The sequence below is a fragment of the Priestia sp. JV24 genome (assembly GCF_025910025.1).
Classification (GTDB): domain Bacteria; phylum Bacillota; class Bacilli; order Bacillales; family Bacillaceae_H; genus Priestia; species Priestia megaterium.
The window spans coordinates 349,619-370,450 of record NZ_JAPCIN010000024.1 but is presented as its reverse complement, the minus strand read 5'-3'; the positions used below and the strand labels follow the sequence as shown (position 1 = coordinate 370,450).

Sequence of the window (20,832 nt, the reverse complement as noted above, 5' to 3'; positions counted from 1 at the left end):
TAAAGCGACTCCTATATAATAACACTTTATAAGAATCATTGTCAACACTTTTATATAACTTTTTTAAAACTACTAAAAAACTCATATATGTTTTGCTGACTTTTTATATATTACCAAAATGAAAAGCCTATGGCAAGGTTTTTTTACATAAAAAAAGCCCCTGCTTTTTCAGGGGCTTTTTTTATTCTTCTGTTTCTTCAGCTTCAATTATTATATCTGTCTCTTCATGTTCATCTAATTCATCTAAAATTTCGTCTTCATCTTCTGAAGTTTGTACTTTTGCAACCGTTGAAACAAACTCTTCGTCTCCTAAACGGATGACTTTGACACCTTGTGTGTTACGGCCCATTTGTGAAATATCTGAAACAGAAACACGGATAAGAACGCCGCTTACTGTGATAAGCATAATATCTTCTTCTTGAGATACACATTTCAGTGCGACAACATCACCATTTTTATCAGTGATATTACATGTTCTTAAACCTTTACCGCCTCTTGTTTGTACACGATATTCTTCAATCGGCGTACGTTTTCCGTAACCATTTTTCGTAATGATTAAGACATCTGATTGTTCTTCGAGAATCTCCATACCAATTACTTCATCTTCTGAATCGAGAGTGATCCCTTTAACTCCAGTAGCTGTACGTCCCATTGAACGAACATCATTTTCATTAAAACGAATTAACATACCCTTCTTCGTTCCAATAACCATATCGCGCTTACCATCTGTCAATTTAACAGAAATCAATTCATCTTCTTCTCTTAAATTCAAGGCGATAAGTCCGCTATTTCGAATGTTCTCAAAAGAAGATAAAGGTGTACGCTTAGAAATTCCTTGTTTTGTAGTAAAGAATAGATACCAATCGTCTACAAATTCATCGACGCGAATGATGGCGTTTACCCACTCACCCTTGTCTACTTCTAACAAGTTAATAATAGGTATTCCTTTAGCCGTTCTTCCGTACTCTGGAATTTCGTATCCTTTCGTACGGTAAACTTTTCCCTTATTTGTAAAGAAGAGAATCGTATCATGAGTAGAAGTTGTTAGAAGATGTTCAACAAAATCATCTTCGTTTGTATTCATTCCTTGAATACCTCTTCCGCCTCTTCGCTGACTCTTATACGTAGAAACAGGCAAACGTTTAATATAGCCGTTGTGCGTTAAGCTAATAACAATATCTTGGCGAGGAATCAGATCCTCGTCTTCGATAATTTCAGCTCCTCCGCTTACGATTTCTGTTCGACGGCCGTCATTGAATCTTTCTTTTACTTCTATTAGTTCTTCTCTAATAATTTCTAATACTTTTTCTTCATCTGCTAAAATAGCTTTTAATTCAGCAATTAGCGCTAATAAAGATTGATATTCTGCTTCAATCTTCTCTCGCTCTAATCCTGTTAAACGCTGTAGGCGCATATCCAAAATAGCTTGCGCTTGTTTTTCAGATAACGAAAACTGCGTCATTAATCCTTCACGTGCAATATCTGTTGTTTGAGAACCTCTAATTAAAGCAATAACAGCATCTAAATTATCAAGAGCAATCTTTAAACCTTCTAAAATATGCGCACGTGCTTCTGCTTTTCGAAGTTCAAATTCAGTACGACGGCGAATAACCACTACCTGATGGTCTAAGTAGTACTGTAGACATTGCTTCAAGTTCAATACTTTTGGCTGTCCATCTACTAATGCAAGGGTATTAATACCAAAACTTGTTTGAAGAGATGTCTGCTTATATAAGTTGTTTAATAAAACATTTGCATTTGCATCACGTCTTACTTCAATAACAATACGCATACCTGAACGGTCAGACTCATCTCGTAAATCCGTAATTCCATCAATCTTCTTATCACGGGCTAGCTCAGCAATTTTTTCAATTAGCTTTGCTTTATTTACTTGGTATGGAAGTTCATGAACAATAATAGTTTGTTTACCATTGCTTTGTTCTTCAATTTCTACTTTTGCGCGAACAATAATAGAACCTTTTCCAGTTTCATAAGCTTTACGAATGCCGCTGCGGCCAAGAATTTGTCCTGCAGTTGGGAAATCTGGGCCTGGAATAATCTCCATTAACTCTGCAATCGTGATATCAGGGTCTTGACTTACAGCTAAAACGCCGTCAATGACTTCCCCTAACTGATGCGGAGGAATATTTGTGGCCATACCTACCGCAATTCCGGCTGAACCGTTTACAAGTAAATTTGGAAATCTAGCAGGTAATACAATTGGTTCACGTTCAGAACCGTCATAGTTATCTTGATAATCAATTGTATCTTTATTGATGTCACGCAGCAGTTCCATCGAAACTTTTGACATTCTTGCTTCTGTATAACGCATAGCTGCTGCGGCATCTCCATCAACAGATCCAAAGTTTCCATGACCGTCAATTAGCATATAACGATAGCTAAAATCTTGTGCCATACGAACCATTGTTTCATATACAGCTGAGTCACCGTGTGGGTGATACTTACCAATTACTTCTCCTACGATACGAGCTGATTTTTTATATGGCTTATCCGATCCCATACCTAAATCATTCATTGCATATAAAATACGACGGTGCACAGGCTTAAGTCCGTCTCTTACATCCGGTAAAGCACGCGATACAATTACGCTCATTGCATAATCTAAAAAGGATGCGCGCATTTCTTGACTAATATTTACTTCTCTTATTTGAGAGTTTGGTTTATCTGACATCGATAAGAACCTCCTTCGCGAAGTTCAGTATAGTAATTCATATATATATATGTAAACGCAGGATAGAACCTATCTCTATCCTGACGTTTATATACCCTTTATAAAACATATAAAGGGTATTACCGTTCATTTAAATATCAAGATTTTTTACGTACTGAGCATTTTCTTCAATGAAATTACGGCGTGGTTCTACTTTGTCGCCCATTAAAATTTCAAATGTCTCATCAGCTTCAATTGCATCTTGCAAGTTCACTTGAAGAAGGGTACGGAACTCTGGATCCATTGTTGTTTCCCATAATTGTTCAGGATTCATCTCTCCTAAACCTTTGTAACGCTGAAGGTTTGGTTTTGCGCCTTCAGGGAAAGAAGCTAATACCTCTTCTAATTGACGATCGTTGTACGCGTACTCCACTTTTTTACCTTGTGAAACTTTGTAAAGAGGCGGCTGGGCAATGTACACATATCCATGCTCAATAATCTGTCTCATATAGCGATAGAAGAACGTTAGAAGAAGCGTACGAATATGCGCACCGTCCACGTCTGCATCTGTCATGATCACAATTTTATGGTAGCGTGCTTTCGAGATATCAAAATCGTCACCAATACCCGTTCCTAGAGCGGTAATGATTGTACGAATTTCGTTATTAGATAAAATTTTATCTAAACGGGCTTTCTCTACGTTGATAATTTTACCACGTAAAGGCAAAATAGCTTGGAAATGACGGCTTCTTCCCTGCTTAGCTGATCCTCCCGCAGAGTCACCCTCTACTACATAGAGTTCGCTAATAGAAGGATCTTTTGATGAACAATCTGCTAATTTACCCGGTAAGTTTGAGATTTCAAGCGCGCTTTTACGTCTTGTAAGCTCACGAGCTTTTTTAGCTGCCATTCTTGCTCTTGCAGCCATTAAACCTTTTTCAATTACCTTTTTCGCCACAATAGGGTTCTCTAGCAAGTACGTTTCTAAGTGTTCTGCAAACACAGAGTCAGTAATTGTTCTTGCTTCACTATTTCCCAGCTTTGTTTTTGTTTGTCCTTCAAACTGCGGATCTGGGTGCTTAATAGAGATGATAGCTGTAATTCCTTCACGAACATCTTCACCCGTTAGATTGGCATCACTGTCTTTAAATACGCTGTTTTTACGTGCATAGTCGTTAATTACACGCGTTAACGCTGTTTTAAATCCTGCTTCGTGCGTTCCACCTTCATATGTGTGAATGTTGTTTGCAAAAGAATATAAATTACTTGTATAGCTATCGTTATATTGAATAGCAATTTCTACAGAAATGTTGTCTCGATTACCTTCAATATAGATCGGCTCTTCGTGAATTACTTCTTTTGCACGGTTTAAGTGTTCAACGTAAGACTTAATTCCGCCTTCATAGTGATACTCACGTCTTTTATCTTCTTCACGTTTGTCTTCAATCGTAATTTTAATACCGCGATTTAAGAAAGCTAACTCACGCAGACGATTAGCTAACGTATCAAAATCGTATTCAAGCGTTTCTGTAAAAATTTCACCGTCTGGATGGAATTGAATAACAGTACCTGTTTTATCTGTTTCTCCAACTACTTTTAAGTCAGCAGCCGGTACACCTCGTTCATATTTTTGATAATGAACTTTACCATCACGATGTACGTACACTTCCAAAGAGGTAGAAAGTGCGTTAACAACTGAGGCACCTACACCATGTAATCCACCGGATACTTTATAGCCGCCGCCGCCAAATTTACCTCCGGCATGAAGAACCGTTAAGATAACTTCAACGGCAGGTCTGCCCATTTTTTCTTGAATACCAACCGGAATTCCACGACCGTTATCTTTGACTGTAATACTATTATCCTTTTCGATAATAACATTAATTTCATCGCAATAGCCGGCCAGCGCTTCATCAATACTATTATCTACAATTTCCCATACAAGATGATGTAAACCCTTTGCGCTCGTCGATCCAATATACATCCCCGGACGTTTACGAACAGCCTCTAATCCTTCTAATACTTGTATCTGATCAGCTTCATATGCTTGTACTTCTTTTTGTTCCATCGTCAAATGTATCACCTACACTTTTTTTTAACAGCAAACTGCTGTATTTATCATTTTGTATTATGTTTTTCGAATATTATGTGGAAATAATACGGAGCCTTTAATGTATTTGCAATTTATTTACTTATGCACAAAATTTTCATAATCGAGGGTACGAGTTGAAATATATAGACTTAAAACTATAATGATATCATATTTCAGTTAGATTGCCTTGCGAAAAGTTTTTATACAGGTCAATTGCTATTTGACCTTTTGAATTTGGCCAGCTTCTACGTGATATGTAGCGGCTTTTTCTAAGGTCTCGTGATGAATTCCTTCAATGCTCGTTGTCGTTACAAACGTCTGAACTTTTCCTTGAATGGTATTTAGCAAGTGTGATTGACGAAAATCATCTAATTCAGACAATACGTCGTCTAAAAGCAAGATTGGATATTCACCTACTTCTTGATGAATTAACTCAATTTCAGCAAGCTTTAACGATAAAGCAGTCGTCCGCTGTTGCCCTTGTGAACCAAATGTTTGAACGTCTTTCTCATTAACGTAGAAAAGAAGATCATCACGGTGTGGTCCCGCTAAGGTGACACCTCTATCAATTTCTCTACTTTTTATTTTATCAAACTTTTGATGATATGCTTCTAACATTTTCGACAAATCTGCATCTTCTGATACATCAATTGAATTCTTATACTCAATTTTTAATGTTTCTAAGTCTCGACTGATCCCTTTATGAATAGGCTCTGCCCACTGTTGGAGTAACTGTAAAAACTCAAAACGTTTTTTTAAGATTTTCGCCGCCATTTCACTTAACTGTAACGTAAGTACGTCTAAAAGTGAAAGATCCGTTTGTTTTTTTGTCTGCAGCTGCTTCAAATATTGATTTCTTTGCTGCAAAATCTTTTGATACCTGCTTAAATCATGCATGTAAACAGGCGAAACTTGACCAATCTCCATATCAATAAATTTGCGCCTTACTTGCGGACTCCCTTTAACTAGGTTCAAATCCTCCGGAGCAAACATGACAGTGTTAATTGACCCTATATATTGACTGAGTTTTTTCTGCTCAATGTGATTATATTTTGCTTTTTTCCCTTTTGGTGAGATGACTAAATCCAGTGTAACAGGCCCTCTATGCTTTTCTACAATGCCCGATAGCTTTGCATACTCACAGTCCCATTTAATTAATTCTTTATCGTTGGATGTACGATGAGATTTAGCCATAGATAATACGAAGATCGATTCCATCACGTTTGTTTTACCCTGTGCGTTTTCACCCAAAATGACGTTTACTTTATTTTCAAAAGGAATCGTTGTCTTCGTATAGTTTCGGTAATTTGTTAAAGTAATTTCTTTAATATACAAACGTTTCACCAACTTTAAGTAATGACAACAAATGATCCTGCAGCCGGTATATCCACTTCGTCATTTGCATATAATTTACGTCCGCGGCGCTCTTCTAGCTCCCCGTTTACATATACTTCGTGCTCACTTAAAAACCATTTTACCATTCCACCTGTTTGAATGACGTCTGCTAGTTTTAAAAACTGGCCAAGCGTAATGTATTCAGTTGAAATTTTAACTTCTGTTTTCATGCGACTCTCTCACTTTCTAATGGTGTATCTCTATTTTACTAAATAATTCTCCTTGAGAAAAGAAAGCTACTAGTACGGCATGCTAGTAGCTTTCTGAGATTTAATATGTTCGCACTGGTAAAATCAGCTGCAGCATTGAATCATCCTCTAATGTTCGAATGACAAATGGACGCATCGCACCAGTGAAGTTAATTTTGATATCTGTTCCTTCGAGCGCTTTTAATGCGTCTAACATATATTTTGCGCTAAAAGAAATTTTTAATTCTTCTCCTGAGATAGACTGACTTTGTACCTCTTCAATTACTTTTCCGATTTCAGGAGAGTTAGAAGAAATTTCAACAATTCCCTCATCCAGCGTAGATAGTTTTACTACGTTGTTTCTTCCTTCACGAGCTAATAAAGAAGCGCGGTCAATTGATTGCAAGAATTCTTTTACGTTCAATATAACATCCGTTTTACTATCAGCTGGAATCAATCTTGAAGTATCAGGATAATTCCCGTCCAATAATCTTGAGAAAAATAGTAAATGTTTTGTTTTGAATAATACTTGATTTTCCGTGATAACAATGTCTACTAATTCATGAGAATCATCAAGGATCTTACTGAATTCACTTAAACTTTTACCTGGAATAACCACATTATACGTTGCTTCATTTCCAGTTTCAATGGTCGCTTTTCGCAAAGCTAGACGGTGGCTGTCAGTGGCAATGCACGTTAATTCTTTGCCATCGACCTTCCAGTTTACACCTGTCAAGATAGGTCGTGTTTCTGAGGTGGACACCGCAAAGACAGTTTGTCGAATCATGTTTTTTAATAAGTCTGTCGGTAATCTAAACATGTTGTTTTCTTCGATCTGTGGCAAATGAGGATACTCTTCTGCATCTAAACCATTTAAGTTAAATTCAGCTTTTCCTGAACGAATGATTGTTAAAAAGTGACTTTGGACGTCTAATTCTACAATGTCTTTAGGAAGCTTTTTTACGATTTCACTAAAGAAACGAGCTGGGAGAACAACGCTTCCTGGTTTTTGGATATCAACAATTTCTTTTCCTTCTTCTTCGTTTGGAATAAACGATTCAATCGAGATATCGGAGTCACTTCCTGTTAAGGTAACACCTTCTTCAGTCGCTACAATTTTAATCCCCGTTAAAATTGGAATTGTTGTTCTAGAAGATACAGCTTTCATAACGTCTTGAACGCTTTGAACTAGATAGTCTTTCTGTATGATAAATTTCATAATAATTAATCCTCCTTAAAAGTAGGTTTAAAAGCTTATTATTTATTATATTTTAAGATAGTAGTAGTAATAGGGGCTGTGGAAATGTGGATAACCCCTAAAAACGTGAGAACACAGCCTATCCACATGTGGACAGACTGTGTACAATCCTAACTCACTTATACACAAAATACAAGTAAAAAAAGCCTATATTTTTAGTGATTCACTTATTTCTTTAATTTGTTTTTGTAGGTCAGTATCTGTTTGAACAAGTTTTGAGATTTTTTCATGAGCATGGATGACAGTAGTATGGTCTCGCCCACCAAACTCTTCTCCAATTTTAGGTAGCGAAAAATCCGTTAGTTCGCGAGAAAGGTACATGGCAATTTGTCTAGGAAACGCAACTGACTTTGTACGTTTCTTCGCTTTGAAATCATCTAATTTTATATTAAATTCTTGTCCAACAATCTGTTGGATGTCTTGAATCGTAATAACCCTAGGTTTTGAACTAGGGATGATATCTTTTAATGCTTCTGCTGCTAAATCAGCGTTTATATCTTTATTAATTAGTGAAGAATAAGCTACTACACGAATAAGTGCGCCTTCTAATTCTCTGATATTTGAATCAATCTGATTGGCGATATAAAGCATAACTTCATTTGGAATAACTAAGCCGTCCGCTTTTGCTTTTTTACGCAAAATAGCAATCCGTGTTTCCAAATCTGGTGGTGTGATATCTGTAATAAGGCCCCATTCAAAGCGAGAGCGAAGTCGATCTTCAAGTGTAGGAATTTCTTTCGGCGGTCGATCACTTGAGATGACAATCTGCTTGCTTTCTTCGTGAAGCGTATTAAACGTATGGAAAAATTCTTCTTGTGTCTGCTCTTTACCTGCTAAGAATTGAATATCATCAATCAGTAAAACATCTACATTACGGTATTTGTTGCGGAATTCTACTGCTTTATTGTCACGAATAGAGTTAATAAACTCATTTGTGAATTTTTCAGATGATAAGTACACGACTTTCGCGGCAGGATTATGATCTAACACATAGTGGCCTATGGCATGCATTAAGTGTGTTTTACCTAATCCTACTCCCCCGTAAATAAAAAGCGGATTATACGCTTTAGCCGGCGCTTCTGCTACTGCTAAAGAAGCTGCATGCGCAAACCGATTTCCAGATCCGATAACAAATGTATCAAAGGTATACTTCGAATTTAGCATGCTTTGAGGAAATTCTGCTCCATCGTCTTTATTGACTTTCTTTTTAGGAGCTTGGATATCGAATTCTTCCTCGGCCTGGTTAGGTGGAATAATAAATTTTACATCTAACTCTTCCCCCGTAAGATCATAAAGCGTTTCAGCAATTAAATTAGAATACCTAGATTCTAACCAGTCCCGTGCAAAATCATTAGGCGCAGTAATAATGAGCGTGTCTCCTTGTAAAGCATGAGCTTTTGTCGATTTGAGCCAGGTTTCAAAACTAGGTTTGCTTAATTTTTTTTCAATTTGATCTAAAGCTCTATTCCATAAATCATGAATGTTTTCCAACGAGCAATCCCTCCTTTTTCTAGCTTTTATGCGCTTTGTACAACCATTGTACAACCTGTACAAAACCTTATGCATAAAAAATTTATATTTATACAATTGCTATTATGTGGGTAAATATATATTATAGAAGAAAGCCGACTATTCGACAGATTCCACATGGTGTGGATAACTTTATACAGTGATAGTGGAAATGATGTCCACAAGTTGTCCACAGTTTGTGGATAAAAACCAACTGTGGAAAAGTAATTAAGAGTGAAAACAAAAATATAATATCAAAGAATTCGGCATGATGCAATGAATTTTCGAAACTTATCCACAATCACTACAGCTTGTGGAGAAAAGTTTTCCACAACACAAGATAGTGTGCATGAGTTGTCGATAAGAAATGGAAAAGTAGAAAAATGTCGAAAAAACTTATCCACAAAGGTTTAAGAGAAGAATTTGAATAAAAAAGAGGCTTTTTATAACATTTATTGTTGTAGTTTTGTTCAGTAACGATGAGATCGCAGCTGGTAGAGAAAGAAAAGGAGATGAAAAGGAAAAATTTTTTCTTTAATAAATCAATGAATTTTGTTGATTAGGTATAGACAACTGGGTTATAAAGATATTAGAATGAAGAAGATTGAGTAAAACAGATAATGAAACCAAGAGATTGAAAATTTTATTTTTTAAATAACATTGACATCTTCTTAGTCTTTTCATTATAATTGCAAGGACTGTCTTTTTCAGTTATTCCTCGAGGAGGTGTTTATAGATGAAAAGAACTTACCAACCAAACAAACGTAAGCACAGTAAAGTACACGGTTTCCGCGCTCGTATGAGCTCAGCGAATGGACGTAAAGTTTTAGCTCGTCGTCGTCGTAAAGGAAGAAAAGTATTATCAGCATAATAGACCACTGACGCCAGTGGTCTTTTTTCGCTTTATAAGACTAAAATCACCTCTGTTCCTGTAGGGACTACATAAAAGCATGACCTGAAAAAGGGCAGGAGTTGTTAAAAATGAAAAAAAGATATCGTATAAAAAAGAATGATGAATTTCAAACAGTTTTTAAAAAGGGCAAGTCCGTAGCGAATCGCCAATTTGTCTTGTATGTTCTAGACAAACCGGATCAAGAACATTTCCGCGTAGGATTCTCCGTGGGCAAAAAGATTGGAAATGCCGTGACTCGTAATCGAGTTAAGCGCCTTGCTAAACAAATTATGTTTGAATTCACACCGTATTTGAAGCAAGACAAAGATTATATTGTAATTGCAAGGCAGCCTGCTGCAACAATGAGCTATGAAGAAATTAAAAGCAGCTTGCAGCATGTCTTTAAGCGTGGCAAATTACTTACACATAGACAAAACGATTAATAAACAATAGAAGAAAAGCCTTTAATAGCTGTTGTTTTTCTACCGCATCCTTATATAATGGATTTTGACGCACTTTCAGAATTGAAAGGTGAACATGTAGAAGGAGGAAAAACAGGTGAAGAAGAAGTTGTTTTTAGGGATAACGCTTATCTTTCTATTAACTGTTTTAGCGGGTTGTACGGAAATTAACCAACCTATTACAGATGATAGTAAAGGTTTTTGGAATGAGTATGTTGTGTATCCGCTATCATTAGTCATTACGTATCTGGCGGAGGTATTTAAAAGCTATGGAGTTGCGATCATCGTTGTCACAATCCTGATTCGCTTACTTATTCTACCGCTTATGATTAAACAGATGAGAAACACGAAAGCAATGCAGACACTTCAGCCCGAAATGCAGAAGTTAAAGGAGAAGTACAGTTCAAAAGATGCCCAGACGCAGCAGCAATTGCAGAAAGAAACGATGGCATTATTCCAAACTTACGGAGTAAATCCTTTAGCTGGTTGCTTCCCAATTCTAATTCAAATGCCCATTCTTATTGGGATTTTCCACGCGATTACACGAACGTCAGAAATCGCAAACAACAGCTTTTTATGGTTTGATTTAGGTGCGCGTGACCCGCTATTTATCTTACCAATTGTCGCAGGAATCACAACGTTTATTCAGCAAAAGATGATGATGGCCGGAAATGCAAATCAAAATCCTCAAATGGCTATGATGCTTTGGGTTATGCCGATTATGATTGTGGTTTTTGCAATCAATTTTCCAGCCGCCTTATCTCTTTATTGGGTAGTGGGAAATCTCTTTATGATTATTCAAACCTACTTCATTAAAGGGCCAGACTTAAAACAAGCGAATATTGAAGGGGTTAAAAAATGAACGAAATCACAATTACGGCCCAGACGATTGAAGCTGCTGTTCAAGAAGCATTAGATGCTTTAGAAGTAGAGCGAAATCAAACAAATGTAGAAATAATTGAACCAGGCAAAAAAGGATTTTTAGGAATCTTTAAGGGAAAACCTGCAGTTGTAAAAGTTACAAAAATAGTTGACCCTGTAGAGGAAGCGGTTCATTTTATTACAAATGTTAGCCGTGAAATGGGGATTTCGATTCATACGAACGTCAAAAAAACCTCGAGAAACTGCATAATTGAGATTAGTAGCGATTCTGCGGGAATGTTGATTGGAAAACATGGACAAACCCTTAATGCGCTCCAGCTTCTCACACAACTGGTAGCTAATCGATACAGTCAACAATTTTTAAATGTTGTATTAAACCCAGAAGGCTACCGAGAAAAACGAAAAGAAATGGTCGAAAAACTGGCATTAAAAATAGCAAATCAGGCGATTAAAACGAATCGATCTGTTCAACTAGAACCAATGCCTTCGCATGAAAGAAAAATGATTCACCAAGTGTTAGCTAAAAATTCTTTAGTTGAGACACACTCTGTCGGAAAAGAACCAAAAAGAAGTATTTTGGTTCAGCCCATCGGAAAAAAGCACTAGCAAAATGCGCTAGTGCTTTTTTATGTTTACTTTTATCAAGCTAGCGTTCAAAAAATCAAGTTACATACGTTGTTATTCACATGTGGATAAGTTAAAATAGTACATACTGCCTGTTTTTCTTACTGTGCATAACAGAAGAACGTTAGAGATGTTCTAAATCGGTGAATTGTGGTATTCTATTTATTTGGTTCATACAAATTACGGGCCTTAAAATAGATGTTTTTGTTCGTGGAAAATTGTTAACGATGATAGTATATAACATCGTTTAAAATAAAAGGTTTATAAAATGAAATGAGGTGAAGTTGGTGCTAGATTTTGATACAATTGCGGCCATTTCTACACCAATGGGAGAAGGAGCTATTGCCATCGTCCGTCTGAGTGGTGAAGAAGCCATTACGATTGCAGATCGTATCTTTAAAAGCGTTTCGAACAAACGATTAACAGACGTAGCTTCTCATACTATTCACTACGGTCATATCGTAGATCCCAAGACAGAGCAAGTCGTCGAAGAAGTGATGCTTTCCATTATGAAAGGTCCCAAGACATTTACTAGAGAAGACATTATTGAAATTAACTGTCACGGAGGAATTGTATCCGTTAATCGTGTGCTGCAATTAGTTATTGCAAATGGTGCCCGTTTAGCTGAGCCGGGTGAGTTTACAAAACGAGCATTTTTAAATGGTCGAGTAGACTTGTCACAAGCAGAAGCTGTCATGGATTTAATTCGTGCCAAAACAGATAAAGCGATGAATATGGCGATTGGCCAAATGGAAGGGCGTTTGTCCAAGCTAGTACGTCATTTACGGCAGGAAATTCTCGAAACACTTGCCCATGTAGAAGTAAACATTGACTACCCAGAATATGACGATGTAGAGGAAATGACTCACCAAGTATTGATCGAAAAAGCTTCAAATGTACGCCAAGAAATTGATAAGCTTCTTCAAACCTCTCATCAAGGAAAAATTTTAAGAGAAGGATTGGCTACGGTTATTATTGGACGTCCTAATGTAGGGAAATCTTCTCTTCTAAATAGTTTAGTGCAAGATGCAAAGGCCATTGTCACAGACATTCCTGGAACGACGCGAGATGTAATCGAAGAGTACGTCAATGTGCGAGGAGTTCCTCTCCGATTAGTTGATACAGCTGGAATTCGTGAAACAGAAGATATTGTAGAACGAATTGGTGTGGAACGCTCCCGTCAGTATTTGAAAGAAGCAGATTTAATTTTGCTTGTGTTGAATTTTAATGAAGAACTAACGGACGAAGATAAAAAGCTATTTGAAGCTGTAAAAGGCATGGACGTTATCGTGATTGTGAATAAAACAGATCTTGAGCAAAAAATTAATCTAGAGGAAGTGCAGCAATTTGCTGGTGATCATCCAATAGTGACGACTTCGCTTCTTCAAGAACAAGGAGTAGATCAGCTTGAAGAAGCAATTGCAGCTCTTTTCTTTGGAGGAACAATTGAATCTCAAGATTTAACATATTTATCTAATACGAGACATATTGCGCTTTTAACGCAAGCAAGAGGAGCTATCGATGAGGCCATCACAGGCATTGAAAGTGGTGTTCCAATCGATATCGTCCAAATTGATTTAACAAGAACGTGGGAACTATTAGGTGAAATTATTGGTGATGCTGTTCACGAAAGCTTAATTGATCAGTTGTTCTCTCAATTCTGTTTAGGAAAATAGATTATTAAAGGAGGCTACTTTTATGCAATATGAAGGTGGACAATATGATGTTATTGTCATTGGAGCAGGTCATGCAGGTTGTGAAGCGGCACTTGCTTCTGCGCGTATGGGTGCTAAAACGTTAACGTTGACCATCAACTTAGACATGGTGGCATTTATGCCCTGCAACCCTTCTGTAGGCGGTCCTGCAAAAGGTATTGTCGTACGTGAAATTGATGCTCTTGGCGGAGAAATGGGTAGAAATATCGATAAAACTCATATTCAAATGAGAATGTTAAACACAGGAAAAGGGCCAGCCGTTCGAGCACTCAGAGCTCAAGCAGATAAATTTGCTTATCAGCATGAAATGAAAAAAACGTTAGAAAATGAAGAAAATCTAACGCTTATGCAAGGCATGGTAGAACAGTTAATCGTAGAAGGCGGTGTATGTACGGGCGTTGTCACTCAAACGGGAGCTGTGTATAAAGCTAAAACAGTTGTTATTACAACAGGGACATTCTTACGCGGGGAAATTATTTTAGGTGAACTAAAATATTCAAGCGGTCCTAATAATCAACAACCGGCTATTAAGCTTTCTGAACACTTAGAGGAGTTAGGGCTGGACATGGTCCGTTTTAAAACAGGAACTCCACCTCGTGTTAATAGCTCAACTATTGATTACAGCAAAACAGAGATTCAGCCTGGGGATGATGTGCCTCGTGCTTTCTCATACGAAACAACACAGTACATTACAGATCAACTGCCTTGCTGGTTAACATATACAAGTGAACAAACTCATCAAATTATTGATGACAACCTTCACTTATCTCCTATGTATTCTGGGATGATCAAAGGTACTGGACCACGCTACTGTCCATCTATTGAAGATAAGGTTGTGCGCTTTAATGATAAACCGCGCCACCAAATTTTCTTAGAGCCAGAAGGACGAAATACGCAAGAAGTATATGTTCAAGGACTATCAACAAGTCTTCCTGAGCACGTACAGCGTCAAATGCTTGCGACAATTCCGGGTCTTGAAAAAGTCCAAATGATGCGTGCGGGCTATGCTATTGAATATGATGCAATTGTTCCGACTCAGTTATGGCCAACGCTTGAAACGAAGAAAATTAAAAATCTTTATACGGCTGGACAAATTAACGGAACATCTGGTTATGAAGAAGCTGCAGGCCAAGGTCTTCTTGCTGGAATTAACGCGGGAAGAAGAGCCCTGGAACAAGAAGAAGTCATCTTAGGACGTTCTGATGCTTACATCGGTGTATTGGTAGATGATTTAGTAACAAAAGGAACAAATGAACCGTATCGTCTGCTAACGTCTCGTGCAGAATATCGTTTATTGCTTCGTCATGATAACGCTGATTTACGCCTTACTGAAATTGGTCGTGAACTAGGATTAATCAGCGATGAGCGCTATGCTAAATTTGAACAGAAGAAAGCGGAAATCGAGCAAGAGAAGAAACGTCTTTTCTCCTTTATTATTAAGCCGAACGAAGCTGTTCAACAACTGATTAAAGAAGCTGGCGGCAGCGAATTAAAAGATGGCATTCGTGCGACAGATTTACTTCGCCGTCCTGAAATGACATATACTCATATTCATCAATTAGCACCAGCTGATGAGACGGTAGATCCTGAAGTAGCTGAACAAGTAGAAATTCAGGTGAAATACGAAGGATATATTCAGAAATCACTTCAGCAAGTTGAACGCTTAAAGAAGTTAGAAAACAAAAAGATTCCTGATTATATTGATTATGATGCAATTAACGGTTTAGCTACAGAAGCACGTCAAAAATTAAACCAAGTGCGGCCACTAACGGTAGCGCAAGCTTCACGTATTTCTGGAGTCAACCCAGCTGATATTTCAATCTTGCTTGTTTATATTGAACAAGGACGCATCGCTAAAGTATCAAATGATTAAAACTCTTAGGCGCGAAGAAAGGGAAACTCAATGAATATTCAACAGTTTCAACAGCTATTAGAAGAAAAGGGAATTTCTCTTTCTTCTAAACAGCTGAATCAATTTGAAAAGTATTATCAAGTTTTAGTGGAATGGAACGAAAAAATGAATTTAACTGCTATCACTGATCACGGTGAAGTGTATGAAAAGCATTTTTACGATTCTATTTCAGCTGCTTTTTTTCAAGACTTTACAGAAATTGAATCCATGTGTGATGTAGGTGCAGGAGCAGGATTTCCAAGTATTCCGATCAAAATTTGCTTCCCGCATTTGCATGTAACAATCGTTGATTCGTTACAAAAGCGTATTACGTTTTTAACGCATCTTGTAAACGAACTTGAACTAGACAATGTCACACTATGTCATGATCGGGCTGAAACATTTGGTAAAAAAGAAACAATTCGTGAGTCATTCGATCTTGTAACAGCAAGAGCCGTGGCACGTATCTCGGTTCTTAATGAATTTTGCTTACCGCTTGTTAAAGAACAAGGACGCTTTTTAGCAATGAAAGGTGCTTCTGCCCCAGAGGAATTAAAAAATGGAGAAAAATCATTCCAAGTATTAGGCGGAAAAGTGAAGTCGATTGAACATTTCCAATTGCCTTTGGAGCAAAGTGAACGTTACATTATTTTAATAGACAAAATCAAGAAAACGCCTAAAAAATATCCTAGAAAACCTGGTACCCCAGTTAAGCTTCCACTAGAGTAGGCATTAAATAGATAGAGAAGAGAATGTTTCATATGAAACATTTTCTTCTCTATATTTTCTGTTTAGAAAGCAGGATATGGTTAAAAAACATCGAATTAGTTTAAGGCGGGATTTTCCTGAAGGTGGTGTGGGACTATGAAATCTGCTTTTTCACGTTTTTTTAATTTAAAAGAAAAAGATGAGGATATTCATGTAGAGATTGAAACTGTCCAAGATGAAAATGTCGAAAAAGTTTTAAGAGATGAAGTAAAACAAATTAGGGTTTCAAGTATTATTCCAAATCGTTACCAGCCGCGTACTGTGTTTAATGAAGCAAAAATTGAAGAGCTAGCTCTGACTATTCATACACACGGTATTATTCAACCTATTGTGGTTCGACCGACTGAGGGCGAAGAATACGAATTAATTGCTGGAGAACGCCGGTGGAGAGCTGTACAAAGCTTAGGATGGGATACGGTTCCTGCAATTGTGAAACATTTTAACGATACAGAAACGGCCTCTGTGGCTTTAATAGAAAACTTACAACGTGAAGAGCTAACGGCTGTCGAAGAAGCACTAGCCTACGCAAAGTTAATTGAGTTACATAATCTTACCCAAGAGGCATTAGCTCAACGTTTAGGAAAAGGCCAATCCACAATTGCAAACAAGCTTCGTTTGTTAAAGCTTCCTGTTGAAATACAAGAAGCAATCAAACAAAAATTGATTACAGAGCGACATGCAAGAGCGCTCATTCCCCTCAAAAATCAAGAAAAACAACTTCAAGTATTAGCTGAGATTATTGAAAAACAATTAAATGTAAAACAAACGGAAGATCGAGTAGTTAAATTGTTAGAAACGCAGGTTAAAAAGCCAAAAGCAAAAAGAAAAGCGTTTAGTAAAGATACGCGCATCGCAATGAATACAATTCGTCAATCCTTGACAATGGTTAGTGACAGCGGTATTTCATTGAACACGGAAGAAGAAGAGTTTGATGAGTATTTTCAGTTTACTATTAAGATTCCGAAAAAATAAAGAAATAGCCCTCATCTTTTTTGATGAGGCTTTTTTATCAAAGTTTTTCGTCAGAAAATTCAATGAACAATTAAACTGTCTGGACAAATGGGATGGAAATGAAAGTAGGTGACAACATGGGGAAAATTGTGGCAGTTGCGAATCAAAAAGGCGGAGTTGGAAAAACAACAACCGCTGTTAATTTAGGAGCTTGTTTAGCTGAACAAGGAAAAAAGGTTCTACTTGTAGACGGAGATCCCCAGGGTAACGCTACGAGTGGAGTTGGCATAGATAAAGCAGATGTAGATGAATGTATTTATAATGTAATCGTGGAAGATATGGAAGCCAAAAACGTCGTGCGTTCAACAGCTGTCGGAAATTTATCAATCATTCCTGCGACCATTCAATTAGCTGGCGCAGAAATTGAATTAGTGTCCACCATTTCACGTGAAGTTCGACTTAAGAGAGCTTTAGAAACGGTGAAAGATCACTTTGATTATGTTATTATTGATTGTCCCCCTTCTCTTGGTTTACTGACATTAAATGCGTTAACGGCAGCTGATTCTGTTTTAATACCTGTACAGTGTGAATATTATGCGCTTGAAGGATTAAGTCAATTGCTAAATACCGTTAGATTAGTGCAAAAACATTTGAATAATCAACTGCGTATCGAAGGTGTATTGCTGACTATGCTTGACGCACGCACAAATTTAGGACTTCAGGTAACAGCAGAAGTGAAGAAGTACTTTCAGGATCGCGTTTATCAAACGATTATTCCTCGAAATGTTCGTTTGAGCGAAGCACCTAGTCATGGTGAACCAATTATCTTATATGATGCAAGATCTAGAGGGGCCGCAGTTTATACGGAACTTGCAAAGGAAGTGATTTATAATGGCGAAAGGATTAGGGAAAGGAATTAATGCCTTATTTTCAGGCTTAGATGCACAGGCTGATGATTCAATTCAGGAAGTTGCTATTCACGAACTCAGACCCAACCCCTATCAACCACGTAAAACGTTTAATAAAGAAGCAATTAATGAGTTAAAGCAATCCATTTTACATCATGGCATCTTACAGCCTATTGTAGCTCGCAAAAGCATTAAAGGCTATGAAATCTTAGCGGGTGAAAGACGATTTAGAGCTGCTAAAGAAGCCGACCTTGCTACTGTTCCTGTCATTATAAAAGACTTTTCAGAAAAGCAAATGATGGAACTAGCTTTGTTGGAGAATTTACAGCGTGAAGATTTGACACCAATTGAAGAAGCAACCGCTTATCAATTGCTTATGGATAAGCTCGATATGACACAGGAGCAACTTGCTACACGACTGGGAAAAAGCCGACCTCATATTGCTAACTATGTTCGCCTCTTGCAGTTGCCTGAGGAAATTCAAACCCTCATTTCTACTAATGAATTGTCTATGGGCCACGGGCGTACGCTAGTCGGTTTGAAAAATAAAGCTCTTCTACCTAAAGTCGTTGAAAAAATACGCAAGGAACAATTGAATGTTAGACAGCTAGAGGCTTATATTGCCCACTTAAATAAAGCCGTTCCACGTGAAACATCAAAAACTAAAAAAGATAAAGATTTATTTATAAAACAAAGTGAAACACAGCTTCGTGAGCGTTTTGGTACCTCTGTTCACATTACACAAAGCAAGAAAAAAGGAAAAATTGAAATCGAATTTTTCTCTAAAGAAGATTTAAACCGTCTTCTTGAATTATTTAACGATCTTTCTCAGACCAACAAATCTTCTGTATAAAAAAGGTTGTCCTAGTTTTAGGACAACCTTTTTTATTGTTTATAATGTCTTACAGGTTGGTAAACCGAAGAATTATTAAACTCTTTCTCTCGTTCGTTGTGCACAGTCTCGATGCTTTTCGCAATTAAATCGGCAATGCACATAACGAGGTGAAGCCTCGTATTTTGCAAGACGAAAAACTCCATAAACCCGCTTACATTGACAACCCCTGTTATATGAATATCCCCGACTGGTGGCAATTCTTTATTAACTCCTGCTCCTGGTTTAACGGGTCCTATTCCAAGTGATGCAGAGCCTACGCTTTTCATACGACCTAAACAAGCATCAATTCCAATAATAAAAGGATTCGGGAAAAGCTTTTGAATATGTTTTAACGTTTCTTTCAAATTAACAGCATGAACAGGCTCTTCTAACGTTCCAAAAATGTGAAAAGATGAAACCTTTTTTTCATTCAGTTTCGTTCCGACTAATGGACCCAATGAGTCCCCAGTTGAACGGTCCGTTCCAATACATACAAAAACAATTGGTCTGTCTTTCTGTGCTGGAAGTAAAGATAGTAACTGTGTACTCAGCTTCTTTATAGCAGATTCTTCATCATGAAATACGCGGGTTGAATGTTGTGTCTTCTCAAAGAAGGGAGATTTTAAATTCATAGGGTCCACTCCTTATACATAATAGTAACAGTATACGAAGATTTTGAAGATTCTATACATATATTTCATGGATTGGGGGAAAATCGATGTGGAGAGCAGGATGTAAATGGATATTCTTAATTATGGGAACCATGATAGGCGCTGGGTATGCTTCAGGGAGAGAGCTATGGCAGTTTTTTGGCGAAGAAAGCGGACTTGCTATTTTTCTATTTTCTATTATTTTTGCGATTTCTTGCAATGTGATTATGCAAATCAGCTATCGCTACCGAACCAATCAATTTTACCCAGTACTAATTGAATTAATAGGAAAGAGATGGGCTGCGGCCTATGATGTTTTAATCGTTTTTTATTTGTTTACGACGACGGTGATTATGATCGCGGGCGGCGGGGCGACATTGGAAATGTGGCATGTTCCTTATTGGTGGGGAATTGGCGCTCTTAGTGCTTTTATCGTCTTTGTTTTTTCAAGAGGATTAAATGGGCTTCTTTCTATCAATTCTTTCGTTATGCCAATCTTAATGATTGGACTAGCTGGTGTCCTTCTTACATTTGTTTTACGTCATCCTGGAGTAACTGATTGGCACCTTCAGCATAATTGGCCTGCTGCTTTTACCTTTACGGCGTTAAATATTCTTCCTCTTGTCGCGGTATTATCTACAATTGGAAAGGAAATTAAAAGCAAAAAAGAGATTTATATTGCAAGTGTTGGCAGCGGGTTTTTATTAGGGGGGCTTTCCTTTATTTATAATGAATCGCTTATTCAAGTTTCAGGCCTTCTTTCTTCTTATGAAATTCCATTATTCGCTATTCTTAAAGACTTTCCTTATACGATGCTGTTTTTAATGAGCATTGTTTTGCTCATTGCAATTTATACAACAGCCGTATCGGGAATCTTAGGACTAACCGCGCGTTTTCATACTGAAAAGGTGCAATCTCTTTGGAAACTGGCAGCCTGCTGGCTACTTTTAATGATTCCTTTTACAAAGTTAGGTTTTTCTACTTTGATTGCCGTTTTGTATCCAATGTATGGAATCGTCAATTTATTTTTAGTAACAGCCGTTCTATTATATCCATTTCGAAATCGCTACAAAAGTTCGTAGAAACTTGCTACAATAGATTAA

At 37.3% G+C, this 20,832-nt stretch carries 18 protein-coding genes; 11 read left to right on the top strand and 7 right to left on the bottom strand.

The window, feature by feature from the left end:
* Positions 1-181: 181 nt before the first annotated feature.
* The 6 genes from gyrA to dnaA all read right to left on the bottom strand — a co-directional run bounded on the left by gyrA (position 182) and on the right by dnaA (position 9,095).
* The gene (gene gyrA / locus OK414_RS27470) at positions 182-2,692 is read right to left on the bottom strand and encodes a DNA gyrase subunit A (RefSeq protein ID WP_016762686.1); all 2,511 of its coding nucleotides are present in this window, start codon (positions 2,690-2,692) and stop codon (positions 182-184) included.
* A gap of 130 nt (positions 2,693-2,822) precedes the next feature.
* Positions 2,823-4,739, bottom strand: a complete 1,917-nt coding sequence (gyrB, locus tag OK414_RS27465; protein ID WP_013081316.1) for a DNA topoisomerase (ATP-hydrolyzing) subunit B — start codon at positions 4,737-4,739, stop codon at positions 2,823-2,825.
* A gap of 240 nt (positions 4,740-4,979) precedes the next feature.
* The gene (gene recF / locus OK414_RS27460; RefSeq protein ID WP_263045941.1) at positions 4,980-6,098 is read right to left on the bottom strand and encodes a DNA replication/repair protein RecF; all 1,119 of its coding nucleotides are present in this window, start codon (positions 6,096-6,098) and stop codon (positions 4,980-4,982) included.
* A 14-nt stretch (positions 6,099-6,112) separates the two neighbouring features.
* Positions 6,113-6,328, bottom strand: coding sequence for a S4 domain-containing protein YaaA (gene yaaA, locus OK414_RS27455; protein WP_013054822.1), 216 nt, complete (start codon positions 6,326-6,328; stop codon positions 6,113-6,115).
* Positions 6,329-6,428: 100 nt separating this feature from the next.
* Positions 6,429-7,565, bottom strand: a complete 1,137-nt coding sequence (gene dnaN / locus OK414_RS27450; protein ID WP_013054821.1) for a DNA polymerase III subunit beta — start codon at positions 7,563-7,565, stop codon at positions 6,429-6,431.
* A 186-nt stretch (positions 7,566-7,751) separates the two neighbouring features.
* A complete protein-coding gene (gene dnaA, locus OK414_RS27445) occupies positions 7,752-9,095 on the bottom strand; it encodes a chromosomal replication initiator protein DnaA (RefSeq protein ID WP_013081315.1) in 1,344 nt (447 codons plus the stop codon).
* A 754-nt stretch (positions 9,096-9,849) separates the two neighbouring features.
* On the opposite strand from dnaA, the gene rpmH reads away from it, so the two are divergent.
* The 10 genes from rpmH (at position 9,850) to OK414_RS27395 (ending at position 19,058) form a co-directional block, all read left to right on the top strand.
* Positions 9,850-9,984 (top strand): 50S ribosomal protein L34, encoded by a 135-nt coding sequence (gene rpmH / locus OK414_RS27440; protein ID WP_013059930.1) that lies wholly within the window; start codon positions 9,850-9,852, stop codon positions 9,982-9,984.
* Between the two features lie 110 nt (positions 9,985-10,094).
* Entirely contained in the window at positions 10,095-10,448 is a 354-nt protein-coding gene (gene rnpA, locus OK414_RS27435) for a ribonuclease P protein component (RefSeq protein WP_013059929.1), read from the top strand.
* A 115-nt stretch (positions 10,449-10,563) separates the two neighbouring features.
* A complete protein-coding gene (spoIIIJ, locus tag OK414_RS27430) occupies positions 10,564-11,328 on the top strand; it encodes a YidC family membrane integrase SpoIIIJ (protein WP_013085568.1) in 765 nt (254 codons plus the stop codon).
* Positions 11,325-11,954: an RNA-binding cell elongation regulator Jag/EloR gene (gene jag, locus OK414_RS27425; RefSeq protein ID WP_013085567.1), complete on the top strand. Its 630-nt coding sequence runs from the start codon at positions 11,325-11,327 to the stop codon at positions 11,952-11,954. Before spoIIIJ ends, jag begins: the two co-directional genes overlap by 4 nt.
* Before the next feature lie 305 nt (positions 11,955-12,259).
* Positions 12,260-13,648, top strand: a complete 1,389-nt coding sequence (gene mnmE, locus OK414_RS27420) for a tRNA uridine-5-carboxymethylaminomethyl(34) synthesis GTPase MnmE (protein ID WP_013085566.1) — start codon at positions 12,260-12,262, stop codon at positions 13,646-13,648.
* A 22-nt stretch (positions 13,649-13,670) separates the two neighbouring features.
* Complete coding sequence (gene mnmG, locus OK414_RS27415; RefSeq protein ID WP_095380166.1) at positions 13,671-15,560, top strand: tRNA uridine-5-carboxymethylaminomethyl(34) synthesis enzyme MnmG; 1,890 nt, start codon at positions 13,671-13,673, stop codon at positions 15,558-15,560.
* Between the two features lie 30 nt (positions 15,561-15,590).
* A complete protein-coding gene (gene rsmG, locus OK414_RS27410) occupies positions 15,591-16,307 on the top strand; it encodes a 16S rRNA (guanine(527)-N(7))-methyltransferase RsmG (RefSeq protein ID WP_013085565.1) in 717 nt (238 codons plus the stop codon).
* Between the two features lie 135 nt (positions 16,308-16,442).
* Entirely contained in the window at positions 16,443-17,318 is an 876-nt protein-coding gene (noc, locus tag OK414_RS27405) for a nucleoid occlusion protein (protein ID WP_013059923.1), read from the top strand.
* 116 nt (positions 17,319-17,434) lie between these two features.
* Positions 17,435-18,217 (top strand): ParA family protein, encoded by a 783-nt coding sequence (locus tag OK414_RS27400; protein WP_013085563.1) that lies wholly within the window; start codon positions 17,435-17,437, stop codon positions 18,215-18,217.
* Positions 18,189-19,058 (top strand): ParB/RepB/Spo0J family partition protein, encoded by an 870-nt coding sequence (locus tag OK414_RS27395; RefSeq protein WP_013059921.1) that lies wholly within the window; start codon positions 18,189-18,191, stop codon positions 19,056-19,058. Before OK414_RS27400 ends, OK414_RS27395 begins: the two co-directional genes overlap by 29 nt.
* Positions 19,059-19,090: 32 nt before the next feature.
* Here the strand turns inward: OK414_RS27395 and yyaC are convergent, their stop codons facing one another.
* A complete protein-coding gene (gene yyaC / locus OK414_RS27390) occupies positions 19,091-19,711 on the bottom strand; it encodes a spore protease YyaC (protein WP_016765991.1) in 621 nt (206 codons plus the stop codon).
* 86 nt (positions 19,712-19,797) lie between these two features.
* Here yyaC and OK414_RS27385 point away from each other — a divergent pair, with 86 nt between their 5' ends.
* Positions 19,798-20,811, top strand: a complete 1,014-nt coding sequence (locus OK414_RS27385; RefSeq protein WP_013059919.1) for a membrane protein — start codon at positions 19,798-19,800, stop codon at positions 20,809-20,811.
* The last annotated feature ends 21 nt before the right edge of the window (positions 20,812-20,832 follow it).